Below are 21,004 nucleotides of genomic sequence, written 5' to 3' on the forward strand. Positions count from 1 at the left end.
GTGTGCCCATTTTGTTTAAAGAGATTAAAAGATAGAATAATTCAGCTTTATAAATTCTTTCTTTTTTACTTGCTTATTTCATTTGATTTCCATACTTTTAGCCTCCGTAAACCCTTTAAAAATTGCTCCTATGGACAACATTCTTTTCTGGCTGGTTCCAGTCGCTTCCGTGTTAGCCCTCTGCTTTGCTTATTACTTTCATAAGCAAATGATGAAAGAGAGCGAAGGTACACCCCAAATGATAAAGATAGCTGCTGCTGTGCGCAAAGGAGCTATGTCTTATCTGAAACAGCAATACAAAATAGTAGGCTGGGTATTCTTGGGATTGGTTATTTTGTTTTCAATTATGGCCTATGGCTTTCATGTACAGAACGCATGGGTTCCCGTTGCTTTTCTTACAGGCGGATTTTTCTCCGGGCTTTCCGGATTTTTAGGGATGAAGACGGCGACTTATGCGTCGGCTCGTACCGCTAATGCCGCCCGTAATTCTCTGAATGCAGGGTTGAGGATTGCTTTCCGAAGCGGCGCGGTGATGGGATTAGTTGTAGTTGGCCTGGGATTGCTCGATATATCTTTCTGGTATCTGTTGTTGAATGCAGTGATTCCTGCTGATGCGCTGACACCTACTCATAAACTCTGTGTGATTACTACTACCATGCTGACTTTCGGTATGGGTGCTTCTACGCAAGCACTCTTTGCCCGTGTAGGTGGTGGTATCTATACGAAGGCAGCCGATGTTGGAGCCGACTTGGTAGGTAAAGTAGAAGCCGGAATTCCGGAAGATGACCCTCGTAATCCTGCTACTATTGCCGATAATGTAGGTGACAATGTAGGTGACGTGGCCGGTATGGGAGCCGATTTATATGAATCTTACTGTGGCTCGATTCTGGCAACAGCTGCACTGGGTGCTGCTGCTTTTATCCATTCGGCAGATACAGTGATGCAATTCAAGGCAGTTATTGCTCCGATGTTGATTGCAGCTGTTGGTATTATCCTTTCTATTATAGGGATATTCGCTGTCCGTACTAAAGAGAATGCGACCATGAAAGACTTGCTCGGTTCATTGGCTTTCGGTACGAACCTTAGTTCCGTGCTTATTGTTGCAGCTACATTCTTAATCCTGTGGCTCTTGCAACTAGATAACTGGATTTGGATTTCTTGTGCCGTAGTAGTCGGACTGGTAGTAGGTATTATCATCGGACGTTCTACGGAATATTATACTTCTCAATCTTATCGTCCTACCCAGAAACTAAGTGAAAGCGGTAAGACTGGTCCTGCTACCGTCATTATTTCCGGTATTGGTTTGGGTATGCTTTCTACAGCTATTCCTGTAGTTGCAGTAGTGATTGGTATCATTGCCTCCTATCTGTTGGCTTCCGCAGGTGATTTCGGTAATGTAGGCATGGGATTGTATGGCATCGGTATTGCAGCTGTTGGTATGCTTTCTACCTTAGGTATCACATTGGCAACGGATGCTTACGGTCCGATTGCGGATAATGCGGGAGGTAATGCGGAAATGTCCGGTCTGGGTGCTGAAGTTCGCAAACGTACTGATGCGCTCGATTCATTGGGTAACACAACTGCCGCCACGGGAAAAGGTTTTGCAATCGGTTCCGCTGCGCTGACAGGTCTGGCTTTGCTGGCTTCTTATATTGAAGAAATCCGAATCGGTCTGACACGTCTTGGTAATGTAGACCTGACTTTTGCAGATGGAAGTTCTATCAGCATAGCAAATGCCACTTTTATCGACTTCATGGATTATTACGAAGTACACTTGATGAATCCAAAAGTACTTTCGGGCATGTTCCTCGGTTCAATGATGGCTTTCCTGTTTTGTGGTTTGACAATGAATGCAGTAGGACGTGCGGCAGGTCACATGGTTGACGAAGTGCGTCGCCAGTTCCGTGACATAAAGGGTATTCTGACTGGAGAAGCCGAGCCGGATTACGAACGTTGTGTTGAAATATCGACAAAGGGTGCGCAGCGTGAGATGGTTATTCCTTCCTTGATTGCTATTATTGCTCCGATTCTTACAGGATTTATCTTTGGCGTTCCCGGCGTACTCGGCCTACTGATTGGTGGTTTGAGCAGTGGTTTCGTATTAGCTATCTTTATGGCTAACGCCGGAGGTGCATGGGATAACGCAAAGAAATATGTGGAAGAAGGTAACTTTGGTGGAAAAGGCGGTGAAGTGCATAAAGCAACCGTAGTAGGAGATACAGTAGGTGATCCGTTTAAAGATACCTCCGGTCCGAGTTTGAATATTTTGATAAAACTTATGAGTATGGTGGCCATTGTGATGGCAGGACTTACTGTGGCCTGGAGTTTATTCTAAAAAAGCAGAAGGGAAAGTAAGAAAAAGGAGACAATACAAGTCTCCTTTTTTAATTTGAATTACCTTTGTATCAAAATAGAAGCGATAAATATGTTATTACCTTATTTGAACGAGAATCTGATTGAAGCCGGATGTGATGAGGCCGGTCGTGGATGTTTGGCGGGAGCGGTATATGCTGCTGCGGTTATTCTTCCGAAGGATTTTAAGAATGAACTGTTGAATGACTCCAAACAACTGACCGAAAAGCAACGTTATGCATTGCGTGAGGTAATAGAGAAAGAAGCGATAGCTTGGGCAGTTGGCATTGTGTCACCGGAAGAAATTGATGAAATAAATATCCTGCGGGCTTCTTTTCTGGCGATGCATCGTGCAGTGGATCAGTTGACCACCCGTCCCCAACATTTACTGATCGACGGTAATCGTTTCACTAAATACCCCGGTGTTCCCCATACTACAGTAGTGAAAGGAGACGGGAAATATCTTTCGATAGCAGCAGCTTCAATTTTAGCTAAAACATATCGAGACGATTATATGAACCGTCTTCACGAAGAATTTCCATATTATGACTGGGACCACAATAAAGGTTATCCAACTAAAAAACATCGTGCCGCCATTGCCGAACGTGGCACTACTCCTTACCATCGCATGACGTTCAATCTGTTGGGAGATGGCCAGTTGACTTTGAGCTTCTAAAGTCGCTTTGTTTCATTTTACACACATTTTCTACATTTTTTTGCAGAATAAGCACGATTTTGTTACGGATAACCGTGAAATTGTTCCGTTTAGGCTAAAAAAGTGTTGCTTAGTGCTTTTATTTGTTATTAAAATGCTATATCTTTGCGAACAATAATAAGAATTAAAAAGTTTAAAATCATGGCAACGAACAAGCTATTATGGTCTTCTAAGCTCATTGGGGTATTTTTTATTATGTTGGTTTGCACTCTTTCTGCAAATGCACAGTTTTTACGTACTTCCTATTTCATGGAAGGTACTCACTATCGTCAACAACTGAATCCGGCTTTAACACCGACTAAAGGTTACTTCAATCTTCCGGTGATCGGTGCTGTTAATGCAACGGTTGGTTCTACTTCGTTAGGCTATCAGGATATCATTGATATTATTGATGATGGCGATGATTTCTACACCAAACCGGATTTCATGAATCGTCTGAAAGATAATAATAAATTGAATGTGAACTTCAGTACAGAAATTCTTTCTGCAGGATGGTATAAAGGAAAAAACTTTTGGTCATTCAATATCGGTCTTCGTACAGATATCGGTGCTAACCTGACAAAGAATATGTTTACCTTCTTGAATGAGATGGAAACAGTTGAAGAAAACTGGAGAAATAGTAACTATGATATTAGTGGTCAGCAATTGAACATTAATGCTTATACTGAAATTGGTTTAGGACTTTCACGTCAGATTAATAGCCGTTTGACAGTTGGTGCTAGAGTGAAAGCTTTATTGGGTATTGGTAACATGGAGTTGAAACTTAATAGAGTTGCAATGAGCGCTAATTTACCTAGTGATCAACAAATAAATCAGTGGTCAAGTGAGAGCTATTGGAATTCTATGACCCCTTCACAGGCAGCACAGGCAGCACAAGAATTAAAGGATAAGTTTAATAACTATCATGCAAACTTGACTGTTGGTGCCGAACTGAAAAGTTCTTTCAAAGGCTTGGAATTGCAAGAAGAAGAGGGTAAAGATTATGTAACTGACTTTGATTTCGATAGCGGTAAATTGGGTATAGCTGGGTACGGTTTTGGTATCGATTTAGGAGCTTCTTATAAAATATTGGATAATCTGACTGTATCTGCTTCTGTTCTTGACTTAGGTTTTATCTCTTGGTCAAAATCAAGTACAAAGATTGCATCTGCTAATCCGGATCCGATTGATATTAAAGGAAGTACCTATGCAAATATGGTTGATCCGAATAATCCGAATACTGTTATGAACGCTGTAAATCAGTTGCAGAATGACGCTCAAGGATATATGGACCGTGTAACAAATGGTGATGTACTTGACTATGACATGTTGCAACTCGAAGTAAGCGATGCTAAAGAATCTCGTAAATCTCGTCTTGCTTCTATCCTAGTATTAGGTGCAGAATATGGATTCTTCAATAACAAATTAGCAGTGGGTGTATTGTCAACCACTCGTTTTGTACAGCCTGATGCTCTTACAGAATTAACATTCTCTGCAAACTACCGTCCGAAAAGCTGGTTCAATGTAGCACTTAGTTACTCAGCTATCCAGTCAGCCGGTAAATCTTTCGGTCTGGGTCTGAAATTAGGTCCTCTGTTTGTCGGAACTGACTATATGTTCTTAGGCAAGAACTCTAACTCTGTGAATGGATTCGTTGGAGTTTCTATTCCGTTGGGCGGAAGAAAAGCAAGTAAAGAAGGATAAGATATTTTAATTTCTCTCTCTAAACATTCTCTTTTAATTAATTCTCTATAGAATAAAAAACGTATAATTTACAGCTTACCGTCTTAGAATCCTCTAAAGGATCACAGATGGTAAGCTGTTTTTTGTATTAGAACCATTTTATCTTCCGGAATATCACAAACGCAAGAGTTGACAATCCGATGGAAAATAGTACGATCAAAGAGAAAGCAAAGGGTACCTCTTCCAGATGAATATCCACATTCATACCATAGAAACTGGCAATCAATGTCGGGAGCATCAGGACGATGGACAGACTTGTCATGCGTTTCATGATTGTATTCACGTTATTGGAGATAATGGAGGCAAAAGCATCCATCGTTCCCGTGAGAATGTCACTGTAAATATTCACCGTGTTAAGTGCCTGTTTCAATTCGATAATCACATCTTCCACTAGTTCAGTGTCCAGATAATCCGTATCCTGGAAAATAGTCCTTAATTTTCCTATCATTACTTCATTTCCACGGATGGAAGTATTGAAGTAGACCAATGTTTTCTGCAGTCTCATCAGCCGGAGCAGGTCCTCGTTGCGGATGCTTCGTTCCAGTTCCTTTTCTGCGGCGCTGATGTCTATGTTTATCTGCTTTAGGTATTTCAGGAACCATACGGCAGAAGAATAGATGATCCGAAAAATCAGATCCAGCTTGTTGCGTACAACAATCCCTTTTCGACGGGTATGCTCTATGAAATCCGGTAGCAAATCGGTGTTGTGATAACAGACGGACACAATAATCTCGTTATTGGTGATTATTCCAATCGGTACAGTGTCGAAGGGCAGGCTGCCGTTCTGCTTGTTCTGCACAGGGATACGAAGAATGGTCAATAACCAGTTACCTTCCGTATCCGTACGCGGACGTTCGTCCGTATCGGCTATGTCATTAAGAAATGATTCGGGTACGTTGAGAGTTTGAGTTAGAAATTCAAAGTCATCATTATTTGGGCATACTACATTTACCCAGCTGTTAGGAAGCCATTGAGCTTTTTCCACAAAGCCGGCTTCACAATAAAGATACGTTCTCATCTTATTGCCTCCTTTCGTTTGTTTTACACGAGCAGAGGCATCAGGTTTCAATGACTCTGTTCGCTTTAATTAATACTAGTTGTGCACGTTCGCGGGTTTGAATCGTCCATATTTCTATGATTTTAATTTAAAAGCGATGCAAAGGTACGGAAAAATGAAGAGGGTTCCGCCCTTTGTATCGCTTTTTTTGATATTCTTTTATTTGTGCCCTTTATTTAGAGGCTCCGATCCTATTCTGCTTTTCCTTCGAAATGATTATCCAGATATTTCCTGATATTGTAACTGCTTAAACGCTCTTTGGATATGCTGCCATCTTTTTCAACAAGTTCATAGTGTGGAATACCATTGAACTGGAATAGTTGACGCAGATAATTGAACTCTGCCTCCGAAACATAATAACAGGCTTCTCCTTTTAGATTCTTCCCTATATATTTTTTGTAGTCTTTCTCGGGCGAATCTTTCTGACTTGTGATATAGATGAATTGAAACTCCGGATGATCTTTATATTTTTTGCGTAAATCGGCAGTTGCCTCTATTCCTGCACGACAAGGGCCACAAGTCGTTGCCCAGAAATCGACAAACAGAACCTTACCTGAATGATTCTTTATGATGTTGCGGAATACTTCAGTCGCTTTTCCATCAGGCAACTGATAAGATCTTGCCCTATCTTTCGGGTGTGTCTTTTCCAGCACTCGTTCAGCTTCTGATGCGAGAAACGGTTCGGTGAATATTTGTTTGATGCTATCCACATATTCATGAGCTATTTGGCTGTCTTTGATATTTCCTAAATTAAAATTAAGGCTCCGCACTTTGGCTATTTGCCAGAGCAAAGGGTTGGGAGTAGGATATAATTGTGCAATGATGGAATCTTTCTTGAAATCATATTTCTGGTTCATTTTTATAAAGATTCTATCCTTATCCTGCTGGGATTCTTCCTTTTTCTCGGAATATAATGCCACATATTCTTGTATGAGTTTTTGTTCTTTTTCATAGAGCGATGCCATCTTCTCGTTCTCTGCAATTAGCTGCCTCATTATAATTTTGGCAGTAGTTCCGGCCAACTTCTCCTGTCTAAGTCTTATTGCTTCCTGCTCCTTATTTAGTTTCACACCTTTTTCTTTAAGGAAAGTCAATAGAGGTTTCTTCGGATAAGTATAATCAATGCTGTCTGATGGAGAAAAAGACTGGTCGGAATATGCTTTCCGGAACAGGTCCATATATTCGAAACGGTTGATAAATGTACTTGCGTTTGTGTTTGCAAGTACGGTTACATCATTGAGTGGCATATTTTTCAAGAAACTGTAATAGGAATCGTCTTCCTTTACTTTCAGCGCCTGATTGGTGCTATCTTGCTTTGCGTAATAATCTCTGCTCATCAAGAAATCAAAAAGCATACTTCCGGCTTGCAAATCTACCTTGTTCTTTATCAGATGAACTGCCTTGAGAGAGGGCTGATAGATTTGGCTTACAGAGTCTGCAACCTGTTTCCATTGTGCAATGATAGGCTTCATGTGCTCCTTGTATTGGTCGGGAGTTAATGTCTTTTGTGATTTCGATAAGTCCTCATAGCGATAGGTTATCAGGTTATCAAAGTCTTTCAGCAGGTAGGAGAGAGAGGCGGATGGACCCATATATGCTGTGTTCCTGATAGGGAAGTAACGATCGCGTGCACGGCTGCGTGCCATTACAGCTTCCCAGTCGATATACATGGTGAGAGTTTGTCCGGGTTCAATATAGAATGGAATCCAGTTGTGTCCTAGTACTACCGATGATTCTATCGGATGATTAATGATAAATCGACAGCTAAAACTACCGTTCGGGGCTATCTGGATGACGGTCGGATAATCTTCACGGGTCAGTTCATTTGACAGATAAATAAGACCGGTGTCAAATCCTAAACGAGGATCGTATCCGTTTATATACCCTTGCAGATAAGTTGAATCCTGGCGGAAGAATTGCTTAAAATCAGGTTCTGCAGCAACCTGTGTAATCGGAGTTCTCTCCTTGCTGTACACTAATTCTTCCGCTCCTTTCTGCTGAATCTTACACGTGCCGTCTTTTTGCGGGGTGAATGATAAAGTCATTTCCTCCTGACTCTCTCTATCTTTTAAAGTCATTTCAATCCGCTTTCCCTTTTTTCGGATATTTGCATTGGTGTATATCCGGTTATTCAGAATGCTGATGGAGTCGTAAACTCCATATTCCCATGAACCGGAACCGTCTGTCTTGAACCAATTGCCTTTGATGGTGGCTAGTGGAGAAGAATCTTTCCTCTTTTGCGGGACCAGCGATATGTCATAAATATTGCCTTCGGGGTCAGTAGGATTGAGAAAATGAATGGTCTGTGTTTCTGACGGTAACGGCTCGAAAACCAGCACATAATCCATCGTTCCTGAATCCGGCATATAGACTTCTTTTTTGAGTTCGATACCTTCAGCACTTTTGAACAGATATTTCTTGCCGGTTGCGGCATCTTCCAGATAGGTATCTCCATCCTCCATGATCCACCAGTGCGGGCGGAAGATAGCATGAATATATACTCTTGTGTTCTCGGGAGTGCGCTCTATGCGGGTGATGTTAGAAATACTTCCTGATCGGGCTTTGAAAGGAGGATGGTCGATTGTTTGTGCGGATACTATACCCGATAACAAAAGTAAGATACAAAATAAAGTTGTTTTCATAATAATAGTTTTTCGATCAACATATTGAAAGTAATTTTACAAAGTAAGAAAAATATCCATAGCCTGGTGCACTTCTGCCCTGTAACTTAACATAGATTAAACGTTTACGTAACCATCTTTTTTGTACCTTTGCGCCCGAAAATCAGAGTGATAATTTAAATATTGAAATATTATGAGTAAGAAAGCCCTTTTAATGATCCTCGATGGTTGGGGATTAGGTGACCAAAAGAAAGATGACGTAATCTTCAACACTCCCACTCCTTACTGGGATTATCTGATGACTACTTATCCTCACTCTCAACTTCAGGCAAGCGGTGAAAACGTAGGTTTGCCCGACGGGCAGATGGGTAACTCGGAAGTAGGTCACTTGAATATCGGTGCCGGACGCGTAGTTTATCAGGATTTGGTAAAAATCAATCGTGCATGTGCTGACAATAGCATCCTGAAAAATCCTGAAGTCGTTTCAGCTTTCTCTTATGCAAAAGAAAACGGGAAGAGTGTTCACTTTATGGGGCTGACTTCTAACGGTGGCGTACACAGCTCACTCGTTCATCTCTTCAAACTTTGCGATATCGCTAAAGAATATAACATCGACAATACATTTATCCACTGCTTCATGGATGGTCGTGACACTGACCCGAAGAGCGGTAAAGGCTTTATCGAAGAACTTTCTGCACACTGTGAGAAATCAGCAGGAAAGATTGCTTCTATCATTGGCCGTTATTACGCTATGGACCGTGACAAACGTTGGGAACGTGTAAAAGAAGCTTATGACCTGCTTGTAAACGGTGTAGGTAAGAAAGCTACTGATATGGTTCAGGCAATGCAGGAATCTTACGACGAAGGTGTTACAGATGAATTCATCAAACCGATTGTGAATGCCAACTGCGACGGAACAATCAAAGAAGGTGATGTAGTTATCTTCTTCAACTACCGTAACGACCGTGCCAAAGAGTTGACTGTTGTATTGACTCAACAAGATATGCCGGAAGCTGGCATGCATACCATTCCGGGGCTGCAATATTACTGTATGACTCCGTATGATGCATCTTTCAAGGGCGTTCATATCCTGTTCGACAAAGAAAACGTATCCAACACATTGGGCGAATATCTTGCTTCCAAAGGCTTGAGCCAACTTCATATCGCCGAAACAGAAAAATATGCGCACGTAACATTCTTCTTCAACGGTGGACGTGAAACTCCGTTCGACAAAGAAGATCGTATCCTTGTTCCTTCTCCCAAAGTGGCTACTTACGACTTGAAGCCGGAAATGAGTGCTTTCGAAGTAAAAGACAAATTGGTGGCTGCCATCAATGAGAACAAATATGATTTCATCGTAGTGAACTTTGCTAATGGTGACATGGTAGGTCATACCGGTATTTATGAAGCAATCGAGAAAGCTGTTATTGCTGTAGATGCTTGCGTGAAAGATGTAATCGAAGCTGCCAAAGCACAGGATTACGAAGCAATTATCATTGCCGATCATGGTAATGCTGACCACGCTCTGAACGAAGACGGTACTCCGAACACTGCTCACTCTTTGAACCCTGTTCCTTGTGTTTATGTAACAGAGAACAAAGCTGCGAAAGTAGAAAACGGTCGTCTGGCAGATGTTGCTCCGACTATTCTCAAGATTATGGGTCTGGCTGCTCCGGCTGAAATGGACGGAAACGTTTTGATTAAGTAATTTAAATTTCTATAATTGGGAGGGCGGAGTAGAACTCCGCCCTTTTTGTCTCACATAAGGTTTAAAATGATACAAATAGGTGATGTAGTAGTGTCTCTTGATGTATTTCAGGAGAAGTTTCTTTGCGATCTGGGTGCCTGCAAGGGCGCTTGTTGCATTGAAGGTGATGCCGGTGCTCCGGTAGAGCTGGATGAGGTGATGGAGCTGGAAGAGGTTTTGCCGGTTATCTGGGACGAACTGGCTTCGGAAGCACGTGCGGTGATTGAAAAGCAAGGGGTGGTATATACGGATCAGGAAGGTGATTTGGTGACTTCTATTGTCAATAATAAGGACTGTGTGTTTACTTGTTATGATGAGAATGGTTGCTGCTATTGCGCGATCGAAAAGGCCTATCGAGAGGGAAAGACTGCCTTCTATAAACCGGTGTCCTGCCATCTTTATCCTATCCGGATTGGAGATTACGGACCTTATAAAGCGGTGAATTATAATCGTTGGGACGTATGCAAAGCAGCGGTTTTGCTGGGAAAAAAAGAGAATCTTCCCGTATATCAGTTTTTGAAAGAGCCTTTAATCCGTAAGTTCGGTGAAGAATGGTACAAAGAATTGGTTACTGTTGCCGAAGAACTGAAAAAGCAACAGTACATTTAAATTCTCTTCCGGTTCTTGCGTATGCAATATACCTGATATAGTAAAATACACAATGCGATAATAATTCCGCATGCCGGTATCATCCATACTTCCGGATGAATAATAATCAAGAAAATACAAGTGGCGATTACGCAGGAAGTCAATACAATAAGAAACAACCTGATCTTTGCAAATAACGGATTAGGAGCAGTAGTTTTCATTTTCATAGTTATGTTTTCTTTGCTTTTTATGCAAGATAGTGATTTTGTATGGAAAACGTTTCTGCTGTTAGGTTTTATTAAGAGATGGATGGTTGATCGATTTGAATATGAAAGCCCCTTTGGGCAAAAGAAAAACGCCGATCGAAGGATGTTCCTTCGCCATCGGCGTTTCCTCGTTGTAAGATGTGAGGTTGGTTTATAAAACGTAATTATTTAATTATGTATCGATATTTGCATACGTTGCATTCTCTTCAATAAACTCGCGGCGTGGCCCTACATCTTCACCCATCAACATAGAGAAGATATAATCAGCTTCTGCGGCGTTGTCAATATTTACTTGTTTCAGCATACGGTTTTCGGGGTCCATGGTTGTTTCCCACAATTGCTGGGCGTTCATTTCACCCAAACCTTTGTAGCGCTGTGTATGAATTGCATTTTCCGAACCGCCACCGTAAGTGTCAATAAACTTCTGGCGCTGTGCATCTGTCCAGCAATACTCTTCTACTTTACCTTTTTTGCAGAGGTAGAGCGGGGGAGTAGCGATGTACAAATAGCCATTCTGGATAATCTGTGGCATATAGCGGAAGAAGAATGTCATAATCAGTGTGTCGATGTGAGAACCATCGACGTCGGCATCGGTCATGATGATAATCTTATGATAGCGCAGCTTCTGTATGTTGGCTTCCTTGCTGTCTTCGTCAGTTCCGATAGTTACACCGAGAGCTGTGTAGATATTGCGGATTTCATCACTTTCCAAAGCCTTGTGATACATGGCTTTTTCCACATTCAGAATCTTACCGCGTAATGGGAGGATAGCCTGGAACATACGGTTACGTCCCTGCTTGGCAGTACCACCTGCCGAATCTCCCTCGACAAGGAATAATTCACATTTTGAAGGATCCTTATCCGAACAGTCGGCTAATTTACCCGGCAGACCACCACCCGACATCGGCGATTTGCGTTGTACCATTTCACGGGCTTTTCTTGCTGCGTGACGTGCGGTAGCCGCGAGAATCACCTTGTCTACAATCGTTTTTGCTTCCTTCGGATGTTCTTCCAGATAATATGCCAATACTTCACCCACTGCTTGGTCAACAGCACCCATCACTTCGTTGTTACCCAACTTCGTTTTAGTCTGTCCTTCAAACTGTGGTTCAGCTACTTTTACAGAAATAACGGCAGTCAAACCTTCACGGAAGTCATCTCCCGAGATTTCAACCTTCACCTTTTCCAGCATCTTGCTGTCTTCGGCGTATTTCTTCAACGTACGGGTCAGCGCACGGCGGAAACCTGCCAAGTGTGTACCACCTTCGATAGTGTTGATATTGTTAACGTATGAGTGAACGTTTTCGGAGAATCCGGTATTGTACATGATAGCCACTTCAATAGGAATTCCCTGTTTTTCCGAGTTCAGATAGATAACGTCGTTAATCAAGTGCTCGCGTGAAGACTCGATAAAACGTACAAACTCTCTCAAACCTTCTTCTGAATAAAACTGCTCACCCTTGAAGCTTCCGTCCTCGTTCACAACCCGACGGTCCGTCAGGGTGATGCGGAGACCAGCGTTCAGATAAGCCAATTCGCGCAGACGTGAAGCCAGAATCTTGTAATCGTATACCGTTTCTGTAAAGATGGTATTATCCGGCCAGAATTGTTGGCGGGTTCCAGTGATGTCGGCTGTACCGACTTCTTTTACAGAGTAAAGCGGTTTACCGATCTCATACTCCTGCTGATAGATTTTACCATCGCGGAATACTTGCGTAGTCATGTGGGTAGACAGCGCGTTTACGCAAGACATACCTACACCGTGCAAACCTCCGGATACCTTGTAAGAACCCTTGTCGAATTTACCTCCGGCATGCAGTACGGTCATGGCAACTTCCAGTGCCGACTTCTTTTCTTTCTCGTGATAGTCCACCGGAATACCGCGTCCGTTGTCCTGTACTGTGATTGAATTGTCTTCGTTGATTGTTACTTCGATATGGTCGCAATAACCGGCCAATGCTTCGTCGATAGAGTTGTCAACGATTTCGTATACCAAATGGTGAAGTCCCTTGACGCTGATGTCACCAATGTACATCGCAGGGCGTTTTCTTACTGCTTCAAGACCTTCCAATACCTGGATGCTATCCGCAGAATAAGACCCGTTATTGGGAGTGATTTGTTCTTCGCTCATAATTGCCTTTCTAACTTTAATAACAGAGCAAATATAGTGAAAATTGTCGACTTGGCGAAGAATAATCAGTGAAAAATAAAGAATGCGGGTTGATTCTCCGCTTTCTTGATAAGTTTGATATTCAGTTGGTTATAAACAAGAAAGGCCGAACTTAAAAGTTCAGCCTGGATGCTATATAGAATTGTTAAATTCTTATTATTAAGCGAGCTTGTTGATGTAAAGAGCCAACTTAGATTTCAGATTGCTAGCTTTGTTTTTGTGAATGATGTTCACTTTAGCCAACTTATCCAACATCTTTGTAATGCCTGGGTACATTGCAACTGCTTCTGCTTTATCAGTAGTTGCACGAAGCTTTCTAACAGCATTTCTCATGGTTTTGCCATAATATCTGTTGTGAAGTCTTCTTGTCTCTTCTTGTCTGATTCTTTTCAGTGATGATTTATGATTTGCCATCTCGACTAATCTATTTTTTTAGTTCTTTATTCTTTTAACTTGTAGCCCGTGGGGGAATCGAACCCCCCTTTCAAGAATGAAAATCTTGCGTCCTAACCGATAGACGAACGGGCCATCCTTTGTTGCATTTCTGCATTTTGCTTTCTCGAATCTGTGTTTGTTTCTCGATTGCGGATGCAAAGGTAGGAACTTTTTTGAAACTGGCAAATGATTTATAGGAATTTTTTCATTGAATATGTGTTTTTTTTCAAAGTGACCATTCTTTTATGTTGATATTCAATAAAATAGACGGTTTCAGTTTTTATAAAAAAATCTTATCAGTGAAAAAAAACTGGAAGGTGTTCTCTTCCATATACCTTATTATATTGTAGTGGAATAAAAAGGCTGCTTATTTTTGTGATTTCTCTTGTAACAAAAAAAGTGCATTCTCTCCTCGCTTGGACAGAATGCACTAAACACAAACAAAACAAACAATTTTAATAAAACGATATTTTCTTTGAAAAACCGTTTTATTAAGACGCTACATGTAGTGGGAAACATTACATGAGCAGAGGGCAAAAGAGCCCACTAGGGTACTTCGCAGTAGCCTTTGTAAATACATCTCACCTAAATATTGTTCACATACTATTTCGTCACACGTTTTTAAGACTCCAGTTCGGAGTTGTTCAGGCGTATAATCCATCCGTTAACTTGCATTCTTGGGCATATATGCGGAATTCCGGTATCTGATGGCTGGATAAAGAACAAAAGCGTATATGAGTCCTGACGGTCGAGATACTCCTGGTCACTCATTTCACCTATATCATTGTAGATCTTGGATAACAACAGATATTGAGTGAGTGGGAGACGAAGAATGTTCTGGCCGCTTGGTATATGTTTGATCGATAAGGTTGTCTGATCTCCTTTCATGATACGTAATGTATTTAATCTCGCATGGATGACCGGAGTTTGCTCGGACATTACAGCCACTTCCTTCTGGTATGGAAGATAGTAGACTGGAGTTGTACCGACCGGTGTGTTTGTGTAGTCTATTATTCCGTTGGCAGATTCCAGAGTAAAGGAAAAGTCCTCTTGGCTTAGAGGGGCATTTGCTTCATCTTGAAGAATGCATGAGAAATAATTAGTATCTTTCACTAAATTGGCGGTAATAACCTGATATTTTTGACTAATAGTAATATTTTCAAGGCTACTGTAAAAGAGTGCATTCAGTTTCTTGTTCGACTGATTCTTATTATCGCATGCCAATGATATATTCAGGGACCTTCGTTCCGTTTGTCCAGCTTTGAGATTAGGGAGCTGGTACATGTGGTTGGATGTCCCTCCCCATATAAGCAAACGATAAGTTCCTTCGGGAAACGGTACTCTTACCATACAGTAGCCTTGATGTAATGTAATGCTGTCTACGTCCACTCGATCCACATATTTATCATCCTTGTCGAAAGCAAGGATGGTAATGTCGCTTACTTGTGTGGAGGCAGCGTCCACATCTAGTATATTATAGGTATACGAGATTTTCAGCCAAGTCCCGGAAGGGCAGTCTGACAAGTCGTCGTTCACCCAGTTGCAGGATGAGAACAAGGCGATGGCACTGATAATATAGAGTAAAAATGGACGCATTTATAATAAATTTAGTTCGGGTGGCCAATACTTATTCAAGTTCTACATCTTGATTACGTACGGCCCACGGAAAAACATTGAAATTGATGTCTAGTTCGGCTTTATATTCATCCGGCTGATCCGGGTCGATGAAAGGTTCGCCGCTACCGAGTCCTGCAATTTTGTTGACTGACAATCTGTATATATTGTTGCGTACGATACCGAATTCCATGACACCCATTTCCGGAGAATTATTATCAAGGTGTTTGATCCAGTAATTGTAATAACAAGAGTAGTTTTCCGTTTTCTTGAAACGTTTGATACTATATCGAGCTAGCTCTTCTGTTGTCGAGTTGTCAGTGACATCGTCGGGCAAATTATTAAGGACTAGTTTACGGATTGCATCTACACTGGTATAAAAGTTGTAATTGAAGTAGAACATATTAGTCGGCCAGTTGGACTGATTGCTAACTACATCGCCATTTTCATTGAAAACGCGGTCGGGGGCAATATCCATGTTGGCTTTGAACATAACTCCCGTGCTGTATGCATTCAGTTGGGCGTCAAGGAACATACAGTTTTCCAGGCAGTAGATATGTGACCAGCTGTTAGCTTGAGCCATGCCTGCCCAGTTGCCGTCGTTGATATCCAACTGTACTAGAGCTTGTGCAAAGAAACCGTCGGCGTTTGTAAAGTCCCCGGCGTTCTCCACTGTTTTCTTGAAGAAATAAGGATCGATAACATAACCATTGTTGTCGTTGATATCACCGAAGTTTTCATCAGTATATGAGTCTGGTTCCTGAAAACTGTTCAGTACTGCTGTATGGCGGAAAGTATAAAACTGGGTTGCCAAGTTCAACATTCTAAAATTGTTCAGTTTGATTGTACAGTAGGTCTTTCCGGATGGGTCTGTTAGTGGGAAAGTTTCTTGTGTTTGAGTCAGTTCAACTTTGGCAACCACGCGTTCAAGACCGATGGATACACTAGTCACTTTATCGGAGTCTGTAGGTTTTTTCACTTCAACGTTCAGATTGGCAGCTCCACGATTGGTCATAACGAAACCGTTTTCGGGTACGCTTGGAATTTTTCCTGCACTGTAAGTTACGGCATCAACTGCATTCAGAAAAGCCTCTTGTGTGCTGATATTTCCTGTGATTGCTTTTCCGTTAGCTATGGCAAAGATGTTATAAGTTCCCGGATTTACAGTGATTTTGTCGGCGGTGTACTGTATGTTTTGACCGCTCGTAACTGCCCGGTTGATGTTCTTCAGTTCCTGCTGATCTTTGAGCGTTTTTGTGGTCGAGTCAAATAGATAAACAGTGAGACTCTTTACCGCATATTCTTCTTTAGAACCTTCGGTGGTAACGCCGGACGATTCGGCACTTCGACTGGTAGCAACGTTTGGAATCTCGAAGAACAAGGCGAGATTGCCATTTGACTCTGAATGAGTATCATCGGCGATGACAACATCTGCATCATTGATGCAACTGTACTGTGTGACTGCTGCGAATAAAAGCAGTGACATTAATTTACTGAATCTTTTCATTTTACATTTGGTTTTAATGAGTGTTTATTTTAGTGCACGGACTAATTGCAGATTATTATCCGCTTGTGATAGTCCTGCTTTTTGAGCTTGTCTGAATAAGTACTCTGCTTCTTCATAGTTGTTTTTAAGAAAGCATAGAACTCCTTTTGCTAATATTGTTTCCGGTACTTTCGGAGCTTTTTCCAAATAAGTGGCAGCTGTTTGGACGTCTCTTTGCATCAAGGCTATGCAGGCGGCATTCAGGTTGGCTGTGGGATTATCGGGAAATAGTTGTACGGCAGTCATGAAAATCTGATTATAAGTTTCGCTTCCAGGTGTACTGGCAAGTGCGAGACGAAACATTTCTTCAAGACTCAGATTTTTAGGGTTTGTAGTAAAGACTTTCCGGGATTCTGCAAGAGTAAACGGGCGTACACGATACTCAATAGTGTAGTCGGAATGTCTAAGTAGAGTAAACCAATGCTTCAGGACAAAATCGTAGAATGCAGGGAAGTGCTTTTTTAGCTTTCTCTCCTTGCTATCGGGGTGAATGTCGCTTGTTATGGTTTTTATTATCGCTTCTTTCTCTTGAAAAGTCGTATCACAGAGAAGAGCTTCAAATCCTTCCCAATCTTCAGGAGTATAGTCTGTCTGGATATGCGCTCCGTCGAATGCATATAGCTGATTTACATACTCTTTCACAGATTGAGTACGTTCACGGGCCAACTTCTCATTGAGTCGGTAAGGTCCGTCGGGTGAAGCGTAGCCGTGAATGCTGATGTGTGTGATGGTAACGTTGGTGTCATTTTTAATGGTGTTGATTGTTTCAATAATTTTATTCAGTTCTACTGTATTGTTGCTGTACGTTTCGTATATAGCAGTCACATTGACAGGAAAATCAATAAACGCGCACCCTTTTTCTTCTCTGATTTTCGAGGTTTCCACTTGGGGAGTCAAGAATACGAGTTGTGGAATAGGGGTTGGCTGTGGGTGTAAACGGGCGATACAAGTGAGATTTTCTTCACCCGGAATCCCACAGCCACAGCTTTTCTCAACGAGTGAGAGAGTGGCATGATTCATCCAACTTTCGAAAGGTACAGATTGCAGATAATGCATTGTCTGCCGACTTCCGTTTTTTCTTTGCAATGCTTCGGCTTCTTTTTCCTTCTTGCCGGCTTCGCGCAAAAATATGATGTGTTGTTTTCGGCTGTTGATATAGATAGCTGGTAATTCCAACCGGTGTTCCAAACTGTCACTGACAACAGGTACCAATGTCATTGATTCATTGGGCAGGAAGTCACGGGTGATTTCTATTTCAATAGAAACCAGTAATTCTTTCCCGGCCTTGTGCAGGCTGGAGGAAGTGGCTCGAACAGTGCCATCATCTCCTGTTACAGGTGTCTGTGCCTGAAGAGAAAGAAATAAGATGGCTGCAATGATAAAAGTTCCTCCTGTTTTCATAATTTTATAACTAAATGACTTCTTATCTGTAACAAAAGCAATCATAACTCACCATGGATAAATTCGTGAGATGATTCCTTGCTGTTGCAATGCTTTCAATATCTTTATGTCCTTTATTGATCTGCTGATGCCTCCATGCCCTAGATAATATACTCTCCATGGGGTAGAATGGCATTGACGTGCTATTCGTATGTAGATACTTCTTCTTCTGGAGAACCAGACTTTCCATAAACTTTTCATCCTGTTTTATTTTAAAATAGATAAACTAAACTTATTGAAGCCTTACTAGGCCCTATGTAATGATAATCACCTTTGTCTCGTAATCCGGCGCATTCCTTGACGCAGTTGTACTGCTTGTAGCGGATAAAATCGTATCCTACTCCCAGACTTGTTTCTATATTCCAATGATTATCCAGCATCCAGTGATATCCGGCACTGATACCTCCACCTGCCAGCCATCCTTCATATCTGTATTTTTTCAACCCGGCGAATATACCGAAAGGCAGTTTTTTCCCTCCGATATTGAATTGTGCCCCATTGAGGTAAGCACCCCAGAAAAAGCCGTTAAACTTCTGGCAAGTCCAGTATTTATATTCTGGCTGTATCAGCCAATAGCGGTTCACATATTTCTCTTCCCGTTTCCATGGTCGCAGACTGCCGGTCAGTTCAACTGTACTTTTATTTCTTATGGCATAGGAGACTCCGGCTTCGAAAGCCCCATCTATTGCCGGAAGCGCATTCACGCTGACTGCTACTCTCTGTGAGCGACAGTGGAGCCAACCAACTGATAAGAATAGGAATAAGAATAAGAAATATTTCATTGTGTCTGTTTGTTAAGGACGTTTATTATTTTCAAAAAATACATTCAGATTGTAAGAAGCTTCTTCGGAACCTTCTGTCTTAGCAGCCTTTAACATGCGAATACCTTCGTATGTGTTTCCAGTCATCAGCTCATATACACCCCGACAATTCTTGTAAGCAAGGCTGTCATGAGGAGCCATCGATAAAAACTTGCTTATTGATTGAGTGTCTCCTTGTTCGATGGCAGCAGCGGCAGCGTTTAGGTTGGCGATGGGGTGTACAGGATACAGTTTGACACTGATGTTAATAATTTGGTAAAACTTAGCTTTGTTATCTGCATACGACAGAGCTACGGTATAGAGTTCGCGGAGCGACAACATTTGTGGATTGACATCAGCCATAATCTTAGCTTCTTCAAGATTAAAATTCAACTCTTTCTGGTTTCGTATATCTACATCATCCGTAGCCGGGGAAACATACGAACCTTTATATTTCATTTTTGTGGTTGTCATATCAGCTGGAGACGTGTTTTCTGCTGTTGACGTAACCTCGTCCGGATTCTTTTGGGAGGATGGGAGTGCAGCAGGTTGAGATGTAATGAGTAAAGTATCTTTCAACGCTTGTTCACCTTCAGGACGGATGATTGTTCTCCGAAGGAGGAGAGTTGCGTGGTTCATCCAATCTTCTGCGGGCAACGAAGTTCGGTAAGCGATGGTGCGGGAATGACTTTCGTCGATACCGGCAACGAGGTAGGTTGCGTTCTCTTCCTTATGCTCGCTTTTTTTTCGTAATATCTGGTTACGCAGATATAATTTTTGTTTTTGTTTGCCGTTTAATAAGATGGAAGGTAGTAAGATTTTTCTTTCCTGTCCGGTTAAGACGGGCGTTAGTCTGACGGCATTTTTAGACTCCATATTTTCTATCTCTACCGATACATCCATGGAGAGAAGTAATGAATCTGCCCGCACTCCGAGAAAGTGTGGAGTAATATCCAGTTTAATGTTTTGTGCCGGGAGTAGATTGCATATCAATAAGCTGAAAAATATGAATGCTTTCGTTTTCATTTTATGTGGTTATTATTAGGTTGATTTATCGGATGAAATATATAATTGATATTCCTGCTTGTGTAGGTCCCCAGTAGTTGCAGCTTGATTTTTCCAATAGGGCTGCACCTTCAGACTGTCCGTAGCGTTTATAGTTAAGGTGTGCATATCCGAGTGAGATTCCAGCTTCCAGATTCCATTGAGGGCTGATTATCCATTGATAACCGTAGGAAATGCCGAAACCCGCCAGATTGCCTTGATATCTGTTGTGAGCAATCTGCCTGTTCTCAATACCCAGCATTTTCCCATTGTTGAATCCCCAGGGGAGCATTCCTCCAAAATTGAACAAAGCATAGTGTAGCTGAAAGCCGATAAAACTTCCTGTGAATACTTCATTAAACCATTTACGGTATTCTGGCTGCAACAGGAAATGCTTCATCTTTTTGTTCCCTCCGAAGTTCCAGGGGTTGTAATTGAGGGAAAGGCTGATGGTATGCGTATCGTCACATCGCACTTCTCCTCCCATATTGAGAGTAGTGGTTAGATCGTAAAGCAGATTGCTTTTAATGGCTATATTTTGTCCGCAAAGGTTCGAAGCAGGCAGAATACATGCAACAAAGGCAATGATGGCTAGCCCATGTTTAATGTTTGCTGCATGTCTCCACCTGTTGCTGGCAGCAGACCTTTCATTTTTGCTGATATTGGGTTTGTGTGTCATAATTATTTGTTTATGTGTATCTGTTACTTCTTAGGTAACGGAACTCCTGTTTAATGACAGGAACACATGGGGGAAAAGTAAAAAAGACGGTGGTCTTTTATTGATATATGTCTCTGGAAGCTTTCGGACAGAAAAAAGTGGTCCGATGATTGGCAATAGATAGTTGGAACATGAACTAAAAGTGATTCGTGTTCTCATATCTTATTTT

The 21,004-nt window shown here is 41.7% G+C and carries 16 protein-coding genes and 1 tRNA gene; 5 read left to right on the top strand and 12 right to left on the bottom strand.

Annotated features, from left to right (window positions below):
• The first annotated feature begins 130 nt into the window (after positions 1–130).
• The 3 genes from Bovatus_RS17300 (at position 131) to Bovatus_RS17310 (ending at position 4,750) form a co-directional block, all read left to right on the top strand.
• Positions 131–2,335 carry a sodium-translocating pyrophosphatase gene (locus Bovatus_RS17300; RefSeq protein ID WP_004298245.1) on the top strand — a complete coding sequence of 735 codons (2,205 nt, stop codon included), beginning with the start codon at positions 131–133 and terminating at the stop codon, positions 2,333–2,335.
• 90 nt (positions 2,336–2,425) lie between these two features.
• Positions 2,426–3,028: a ribonuclease HII gene (locus tag Bovatus_RS17305; RefSeq protein WP_004298244.1), complete on the top strand. Its 603-nt coding sequence runs from the start codon at positions 2,426–2,428 to the stop codon at positions 3,026–3,028.
• 180 nt (positions 3,029–3,208) lie between these two features.
• Positions 3,209–4,750 (top strand): DUF5723 family protein, encoded by a 1,542-nt coding sequence (locus Bovatus_RS17310; protein WP_004298243.1) that lies wholly within the window; start codon positions 3,209–3,211, stop codon positions 4,748–4,750.
• Positions 4,751–4,877: 127 nt separating this feature from the next.
• On the opposite strand, the gene Bovatus_RS17315 is transcribed toward Bovatus_RS17310, so the two are convergent.
• Together Bovatus_RS17315 and Bovatus_RS17320 are read right to left on the bottom strand one after the other, a co-directional pair.
• Positions 4,878–5,807 (bottom strand): magnesium transporter CorA family protein, encoded by a 930-nt coding sequence (locus tag Bovatus_RS17315; RefSeq protein WP_008776058.1) that lies wholly within the window; start codon positions 5,805–5,807, stop codon positions 4,878–4,880.
• A 230-nt stretch (positions 5,808–6,037) separates the two neighbouring features.
• On the bottom strand, positions 6,038–8,488 hold the full coding sequence (locus tag Bovatus_RS17320) for a TlpA family protein disulfide reductase (protein ID WP_052587920.1): 2,451 nt from the start codon (positions 8,486–8,488) through the stop codon (positions 6,038–6,040).
• 172 nt (positions 8,489–8,660) lie between these two features.
• Here Bovatus_RS17320 and gpmI point away from each other — a divergent pair, with 172 nt between their 5' ends.
• Complete coding sequence (gpmI, locus tag Bovatus_RS17325) at positions 8,661–10,175, top strand: 2,3-bisphosphoglycerate-independent phosphoglycerate mutase (protein WP_004298240.1); 1,515 nt, start codon at positions 8,661–8,663, stop codon at positions 10,173–10,175.
• Between the two features lie 66 nt (positions 10,176–10,241).
• Positions 10,242–10,823 (top strand): DUF3109 family protein, encoded by a 582-nt coding sequence (locus Bovatus_RS17330; RefSeq protein WP_004298239.1) that lies wholly within the window; start codon positions 10,242–10,244, stop codon positions 10,821–10,823.
• On the opposite strand, the gene Bovatus_RS17335 is transcribed toward Bovatus_RS17330, so the two are convergent.
• The 10 genes from Bovatus_RS17335 to Bovatus_RS17380 all read right to left on the bottom strand — a co-directional run bounded on the left by Bovatus_RS17335 (position 10,820) and on the right by Bovatus_RS17380 (position 20,796).
• The gene (locus Bovatus_RS17335) at positions 10,820–11,029 is read right to left on the bottom strand and encodes a hypothetical protein (RefSeq protein WP_004298238.1); all 210 of its coding nucleotides are present in this window, start codon (positions 11,027–11,029) and stop codon (positions 10,820–10,822) included. The two genes, Bovatus_RS17330 and Bovatus_RS17335, sit on opposite strands and share 4 nt — an antisense overlap.
• A gap of 211 nt (positions 11,030–11,240) precedes the next feature.
• On the bottom strand, positions 11,241–13,199 hold the full coding sequence (gyrB, locus tag Bovatus_RS17340; RefSeq protein ID WP_004298236.1) for a DNA topoisomerase (ATP-hydrolyzing) subunit B: 1,959 nt from the start codon (positions 13,197–13,199) through the stop codon (positions 11,241–11,243).
• Between the two features lie 198 nt (positions 13,200–13,397).
• Entirely contained in the window at positions 13,398–13,652 is a 255-nt protein-coding gene (gene rpsT / locus Bovatus_RS17345; protein ID WP_004298235.1) for a 30S ribosomal protein S20, read from the bottom strand.
• A gap of 42 nt (positions 13,653–13,694) precedes the next feature.
• Positions 13,695–13,766, bottom strand: a tRNA-Glu gene (locus Bovatus_RS17350).
• A 528-nt stretch (positions 13,767–14,294) separates the two neighbouring features.
• Positions 14,295–15,269, bottom strand: a complete 975-nt coding sequence (locus Bovatus_RS17355) for a FimB/Mfa2 family fimbrial subunit (RefSeq protein WP_004298233.1) — start codon at positions 15,267–15,269, stop codon at positions 14,295–14,297.
• Between the two features lie 31 nt (positions 15,270–15,300).
• Positions 15,301–16,794, bottom strand: a complete 1,494-nt coding sequence (locus Bovatus_RS17360) for an Mfa1 family fimbria major subunit (RefSeq protein WP_004298232.1) — start codon at positions 16,792–16,794, stop codon at positions 15,301–15,303.
• 24 nt (positions 16,795–16,818) lie between these two features.
• Positions 16,819–18,234 (bottom strand): DUF3868 domain-containing protein, encoded by a 1,416-nt coding sequence (locus tag Bovatus_RS17365; RefSeq protein ID WP_004322478.1) that lies wholly within the window; start codon positions 18,232–18,234, stop codon positions 16,819–16,821.
• A gap of 251 nt (positions 18,235–18,485) precedes the next feature.
• A complete protein-coding gene (locus tag Bovatus_RS17370; RefSeq protein ID WP_004298230.1) occupies positions 18,486–19,055 on the bottom strand; it encodes a DUF3575 domain-containing protein in 570 nt (189 codons plus the stop codon).
• A 12-nt stretch (positions 19,056–19,067) separates the two neighbouring features.
• Positions 19,068–20,099, bottom strand: a complete 1,032-nt coding sequence (locus tag Bovatus_RS17375; protein WP_004298229.1) for a DUF3868 domain-containing protein — start codon at positions 20,097–20,099, stop codon at positions 19,068–19,070.
• A 25-nt stretch (positions 20,100–20,124) separates the two neighbouring features.
• Positions 20,125–20,796, bottom strand: coding sequence for a DUF3575 domain-containing protein (locus Bovatus_RS17380; RefSeq protein ID WP_004298228.1), 672 nt, complete (start codon positions 20,794–20,796; stop codon positions 20,125–20,127).
• Positions 20,797–21,004: the final 208 nt, after the last annotated feature.

The sequence above is a fragment of the Bacteroides ovatus genome (assembly GCF_001314995.1).
Classification (GTDB): Bacteria; Bacteroidota; Bacteroidia; order Bacteroidales; family Bacteroidaceae; genus Bacteroides; species Bacteroides ovatus.

Coding starts and splice junctions, on each gene's coding strand:
- Bovatus_RS17300 (WP_004298245.1), top strand. CDS start 131: ATGGACAACATTCTTTTCTGGCTGGTTCCAGTCGCTTCCGTGTTAGCC.
- Bovatus_RS17305 (WP_004298244.1), top strand. CDS start 2,426: ATGTTATTACCTTATTTGAACGAGAATCTGATTGAAGCCGGATGTGAT.
- Bovatus_RS17310 (WP_004298243.1), top strand. CDS start 3,209: ATGGCAACGAACAAGCTATTATGGTCTTCTAAGCTCATTGGGGTATTT.
- Bovatus_RS17315 (WP_008776058.1), bottom strand. CDS start 5,807: ATGAGAACGTATCTTTATTGTGAAGCCGGCTTTGTGGAAAAAGCTCAA.
- Bovatus_RS17320 (WP_052587920.1), bottom strand. CDS start 8,488: ATGAAAACAACTTTATTTTGTATCTTACTTTTGTTATCGGGTATAGTA.
- gpmI (WP_004298240.1), top strand. CDS start 8,661: ATGAGTAAGAAAGCCCTTTTAATGATCCTCGATGGTTGGGGATTAGGT.
- Bovatus_RS17330 (WP_004298239.1), top strand. CDS start 10,242: ATGATACAAATAGGTGATGTAGTAGTGTCTCTTGATGTATTTCAGGAG.
- Bovatus_RS17335 (WP_004298238.1), bottom strand. CDS start 11,029: ATGAAAATGAAAACTACTGCTCCTAATCCGTTATTTGCAAAGATCAGG.
- gyrB (WP_004298236.1), bottom strand. CDS start 13,199: ATGAGCGAAGAACAAATCACTCCCAATAACGGGTCTTATTCTGCGGAT.
- rpsT (WP_004298235.1), bottom strand. CDS start 13,652: ATGGCAAATCATAAATCATCACTGAAAAGAATCAGACAAGAAGAGACA.
- Bovatus_RS17355 (WP_004298233.1), bottom strand. CDS start 15,269: ATGCGTCCATTTTTACTCTATATTATCAGTGCCATCGCCTTGTTCTCA.
- Bovatus_RS17360 (WP_004298232.1), bottom strand. CDS start 16,794: ATGAAAAGATTCAGTAAATTAATGTCACTGCTTTTATTCGCAGCAGTC.
- Bovatus_RS17365 (WP_004322478.1), bottom strand. CDS start 18,234: ATGAAAACAGGAGGAACTTTTATCATTGCAGCCATCTTATTTCTTTCT.
- Bovatus_RS17370 (WP_004298230.1), bottom strand. CDS start 19,055: ATGAAATATTTCTTATTCTTATTCCTATTCTTATCAGTTGGTTGGCTC.
- Bovatus_RS17375 (WP_004298229.1), bottom strand. CDS start 20,099: ATGAAAACGAAAGCATTCATATTTTTCAGCTTATTGATATGCAATCTA.
- Bovatus_RS17380 (WP_004298228.1), bottom strand. CDS start 20,796: ATGACACACAAACCCAATATCAGCAAAAATGAAAGGTCTGCTGCCAGC.